This window comes from Sphingomonas bacterium, from assembly GCF_903643035.1.
In the GTDB taxonomy this organism is placed as follows: Bacteria; Pseudomonadota; Alphaproteobacteria; order Sphingomonadales; family Sphingomonadaceae; genus Sphingomonas.
Genome location: NZ_CAHJWW010000204.1, coordinates 1 through 4893, shown reverse-complemented (window position 1 = coordinate 4893; position 4893 = coordinate 1). Strand labels below are relative to the sequence as shown.

Annotated in this window: 5 protein-coding genes and 1 pseudogene; 3 read left to right on the top strand and 3 right to left on the bottom strand. The window is 70.3% G+C overall.

The genetic code is table 11. The features are described from left to right. Positions 1-262, bottom strand: a pseudogene (locus HUV01_RS11930) (hypothetical protein); the annotation flags it as partial. Positions 263-505: 243 nt separating this feature from the next. On the opposite strand from HUV01_RS11930, the gene HUV01_RS11925 reads away from it, so the two are divergent. Further along, entirely contained in the window at positions 506-913 is a 408-nt protein-coding gene (locus tag HUV01_RS11925; protein WP_174298464.1) for an endonuclease domain-containing protein, read from the top strand. Positions 914-1102: 189 nt separating this feature from the next. On the opposite strand, the gene hpnH is transcribed toward HUV01_RS11925, so the two are convergent. Further along, positions 1103-2248 (bottom strand): adenosyl-hopene transferase HpnH, encoded by a 1146-nt coding sequence (hpnH, locus tag HUV01_RS11920; RefSeq protein WP_174298463.1) that lies wholly within the window; start codon positions 2246-2248, stop codon positions 1103-1105. Beyond that, on the bottom strand, positions 2245-3297 hold the full coding sequence (gene ispH / locus HUV01_RS11915) for a 4-hydroxy-3-methylbut-2-enyl diphosphate reductase (RefSeq protein ID WP_174298462.1): 1053 nt from the start codon (positions 3295-3297) through the stop codon (positions 2245-2247). The genes hpnH and ispH overlap by 4 nt, the downstream gene beginning before the upstream one ends. A 171-nt stretch (positions 3298-3468) precedes the next feature. Here ispH and HUV01_RS11910 point away from each other — a divergent pair, with 171 nt between their 5' ends. Both HUV01_RS11910 and HUV01_RS11905 read left to right on the top strand, forming a co-directional pair. Beyond that, on the top strand, positions 3469-4071 hold the full coding sequence (locus HUV01_RS11910) for an ABC transporter substrate-binding protein (protein WP_174298461.1): 603 nt from the start codon (positions 3469-3471) through the stop codon (positions 4069-4071). Continuing rightward, positions 4068-4893 (top strand): MlaA family lipoprotein (locus tag HUV01_RS11905; protein WP_174298460.1); only part of this gene is annotated, 826 nt, incomplete at its 3' end. The genes HUV01_RS11910 and HUV01_RS11905, both read left to right, overlap by 4 nt.

Genomic DNA, 4893 nt, shown 5'->3' with positions numbered 1-4893 from the left:
CCCGCGTCCGATAGGCGGATCGGGGCGCCTCCTTCCACTCGCCCGGCGCCCGGCCGGTCAGCCTGTCCTGAAGCCGCGCCGTCGCGACGACGCTCGCCGCGCGCCATTCCATGGCAAAATCGGGGTCGCGCTGCCGGCGCCTGCGCATCGTGGCCGGGTTCCGCCCGATCGCGCCGGCGGCGGCGTCGGCGTTGCCGGTGGCGCGAAGCGCGTGCAGGAACGCCGTATTCTCGACGGCGAGGTCGCGGGCGCAGGGTCGCAAAGGACGGGCGATGGATGGCGAGGGGCGCGGCATAACGCCTGCCCATCTCTACCCGACGCTCCAACATCGCAAGCGCGATCCGGGCATGGCGGCGGCGGTGCCCGAACCAACCACCCCTCCGTCCCCCTACGCGGGCCACCTCCCCCGCCGGGGGGAGGAGTGAGAAGGTCCGCCCCGTTTTATTCCTCCCCCGGAGGGAGAGGGGGACCGTTGCGCAGCAATGGTGGAGGGGTAGGTGGCCCCATGCTCCACGGTCCCAAAAACACGCAACGGCTGGCGAAACGTCTCCGGCGCGCGATGACGCTGCCCGAGGTGCTGCTCTGGCAGGCGCTCCGCCCGCGTCCGGCGGGGCTGCGGTTCCGCAGGCAGCATCCGGCCGGGCGCTATGTGCTGGACTTCTTCTGCCCAGCGCACCGCCTCGCCGTCGAGGTGGACGGAGAAGCGCACAGCCGCGGATCGCAGCCCCGGCACGACGCCGCGCGGGACGACTGGCTGCGCGGCCAGGGCGTGCGCGTGCTGCGGGTGCCCGCCGCCGACGTGCTGAACGACTTGGAGGCCGTGGTTCGATACATCGTCGCGACGGCGGTCCCTGGATCGAGCTACCCCTCCGTCCCGCTGCGCGGGCCACCTCCCCCTCCGGGGGAGGAGTGAAGGGCGCCCCCAGGTTGTTCCTCCCCCGGAGGGGGAGGGGGACCGTCGCGCAGCGATGGTGGAGGGGTAGGTCGCCCGGAGGGGACAACGGGCGTGCCTCAGCCCCCCACCCGGTCGGCGCTCGATCCGCGGAGCGCCTGCCTGCGGAAGGAGGGCGGGGCGCGGACGCCTCCCCCTGCTCCCCGATCCCTACGCCGCCCGCTGCACCCGCTTCATCCCCGCCGGGTCCGCCGCCGCGATCCGGGCCAGTTCGCGCTCGACGTAGGTCGCGTGGACGTCATCGGCCGGGCGGGCGTTCGACAGGTCGATGTCCGCCGCCATCGGCCCCTCCGTCCGCACGCCCCGCCGGCCGACCTTCATCAGCGTCAGCGGGTGGCGCATCGCGTCCGCCGCCGCCGTGCCCTCGAACCCGCAATGGACCATGCAGTTCGAGCATTTCTCGTACCGCCCGACACCGTACTGGTCCCAGTCGGTGTCCGCCATCAGCTCGGCGAAGGTCTCGACATAGCCCTCGCCGACGAGGTAGCACGGCTTCTGCCAGCCGAAGACGGTCCGCAGCGGCATTGACCAGGGCGTGCATTCGTAGGAGCGGTTGCCGGCCAGGAAGTCGAGGAACAGCGGCGAGTTGGTGAAGCTCCACGCGCGGCCACCGTCGCCGCGGCGGAACACGTCGCGGAAGAAGTTCTTGGTCCGCTCGCGCGTCAGGAAATGCTCCTGGTCCGCCGCGCGCTCGTAGGAATAGCCAGGCGAGATGGTGATCTCGACGCCCAGCCGCTCCATCTCGTCGAAGAACGTCGCCAGCCGCGCGGGATCGGCGCCGTCGAACACGGTGCAGTTCACCTGGACGCGGAAGCCGCGGGCCTTGGCGAGCAGGATCGCCTCGTGCGCGGCGTCATAGGTGCCGGCCTGATCGACCGCGTGGTCGTGCATGCCGCGATCGCCGTCGAGGTGGATCGACCAGGTGAAATAGGGCGACGGGCGGTACTGGTCGATCTTCTTCTTGAGGAGGAGCGCGTTCGTGCACAGGATCACGAACTTCTTCCTGTCGATGTACCCCTCGACGATCCGCGGCATCTCGCGGTGGAGCAGCGGCTCGCCGCCCGCGATCGAGACGGCGGGCGTGCCGCACTCGTCGATCGCCGCCATACACTGTTCGAACGACAGCCGCTGGTTGAGGATGGGATCGGGATAGTCGATCTTGCCGCAGCCAGGGCAGGCGAGGTTGCAGCGCAGCAGCGGCTCCAGCATCAGGACGAGCGGGTATTTCCCGCCCTTGATCTGGTTCGCCACCGCATAGGCGCCAACGCGCAGGAGCGGCTGAAGGGGAAGGGTCATGCCAGTTCGTCCTGTTCGGCCGCGCGCGTGCCGGGAATGTCCGCGCCGATAGGGGCGGGATGGGATGGCGGCGCCACGTTCCTGAGCTCGACCGGCAGGCTGAACTCGACGTTCTCCACCACGCCGTCGAGCGTGGAGACCTCCACCGGCCGGACCCGGCGGAGCGCGGCGATGACGTCCTCGACCAGTTCGTCGGGCGCGGAGGCGCCGGCGGTGATCCCGACCGAGACGACGCCGTCGAGCCAGGCGGGATCGACCCCCGAGCCGTCGTCGACGAGGTAGCTCGGCACCCCCATCTCGTCGCCGATCTCGCGAAGCCGCGACGAGTTGGAGCTGTTGCGCGCGCCGACGACGATGACGAGGTCGCTCGCCCGGCACAGGTCGCGCACCGCGGTCTGCCGGTTCTGCGTGGCGTAGCAGATCTCGGAGACGTCCGGGCCGATCAGGTCGCTGAACCGCGCCTCCAGCGCCGCGATCACCGTGCGCGTGTCGTCGACCGACAGCGTCGTCTGGGTGATATAGGCGAGCGGCAGGTCGGCCGCGAACGGCAGCGCGGCGACGTCCTGCGGCGTGCCGACGAGGTGGATGTCCGCGTCCACCTGTCCCATCGTGCCGATCACCTCGGCATGGCCCTCGTGCCCGATCAGCACCAGGGTGCGGCCGGACCGCGCGTAGCGGCGGCCCTGGTTATGGACCTTGGTGACGAGCGGGCAGGTCGCGTCGAGCACGGGCAGCCGGCGCCGCGCCGCCTCCGCCTGCACGTCCCGGGCGACCCCGTGGGCGGAGAAGATGGTGGTCGCGCCCTCCGGCACATCGGCCAGATGGTCGACGAACACCGCGCCCTTGCGCCGCAGCTTGTCGACGACGTGGCGGTTGTGGACAATCTCGTGCCGGACGTACACGGGCGGCCCGTCCCGATCCAGCGCACGCTCGACAATGTCGATCGCCCGCACCACCCCCGCACAAAACCCACGCGGCTGAGCCAGAATCACCCGGAGGAGCGCGACCGGCGGAGCAGGAGGACTGATGATCGCTTCGTCCAAAACCATGCCTTCTCGATCTGTCGCATCGCCTCCGGCCCATCTAGATAGCGGACACATGCCAACTACGGAAGGCCGGATCCTGTCGCATCGCAGCATTTCGCCGCGATTCGCCGCCACTAGACCCCGCCTGGCCGCTTGATTATGTGCCGCGCCCTGTCGGAGGCTAGTGTGGCGACCATGCAATTTCCCCTTTTCCCCCTTGTGGCCGCACTGATCGCCTGTCCACTGGCAGTCACCGCGCAGGTGGCCGCGGACCCGGCCGTAGCGCCGGTAGTGGCGCTGGACGCCGGCCTGATCGCGATCATGAAGGCCGGGGCGCGCGCCGGCTCCTCCGCGCGCTCGGCGCAGATCGGTCCGGTCGTCGACCGCAGCTTCGACATTCCGCTAATGACCCGCCTCGCGGTCGGGCCAGCGTGGACCGGCTTCGCGCCCGCCGACCAGGCGGCGCTGGTGACGGCGTTCCGGCGACTGACGGTCAGCACCTATGCGCGCAATTTCGATGGCTATTCCGGCCAGTCCTTCACCATAGCGTCGAAGGTGGAGGCACGCGCCGGCGATCGGCTGGTACGCACCACGCTCAACGACCCGTCGGACGCGCCGGTGGCGATCGCCTACCGGCTGCGCCAGGGACCAGACGGGTGGCGGATCATCGACGTCTTCTACAGGTCGATCAGCCAGCTGACGACGCGCCGGTCGGACTTCGCGTCGATCCTGCAGCAGGGCGGGGCAAAGGCGCTGACCGCGCATCTGGACGCGATGGCCGCGAAGGGCGCGGGATGATCCTGCCGGCCATTGCGCCGGCGCTCGCGCTCCTCGTCCAGCTGTCGCCCATGGCCTCCGCGCCGTCAGCCGTGGCGGGCGCGCCCGCGACGACGACGGTGGCTGCGCAGACGGAGCCTCCCGCGCACCCCCGCCATGTCAGGGGCGACCCGTTCGAACGCACCAACCGTTACTTCTTCGCGCGCCAGCAGAGCCTCGACCGGCATTTCCTGCGCCCCGTGGCGCTCGGCTACAAGCATGTCGTGCCCAAGCTGCTGCGGACCGGCCTTCGCAACTTCTTCAGCAATCTGGGCGAGCCGCTCGTCTTCCTGAATTATGTCCTCCAGCTCAAGCCCGGCAAGGCGGCGGCAACGGCGGCGCGGTTCGCGTTCAACTCGACATTGGGCATCGGCGGTACGGTCGATGTCGCGAAAGTGCCGGCGATCGGGCTGCCGCATCGGCCCAACGGGTTCGGCGACACGCTGGGGTATTACGGAGTCGGCCCGGGGCCGTACCTGTTCCTGCCGCTGCTGGGTCCGACGACGCTGCGCGACCTGATCGGCGGACAGGGAGAGGCGTTGATCGTGCCGTTCCTGGTCGGCACGCCGTTCGACCGCGCGGAATACCAGGTCACGCGCGCGGTGACGACCGGGCTCGACGCGCGGGCCGAGTCGGACTGCGACCTGAAGGCGGTGCTGGGCGACGCGGTGGACCCCTATGCAACCTTCCGCTCGGTGTTCCTGCAGGACCGGGCGGGCGAGATCGCGAACCTCCACGGTCCGGCGCGCGCCGCGGCCGCGCCATCCAAGGAACTGGGCGATCCGCTCGACGATGAGCGCCACC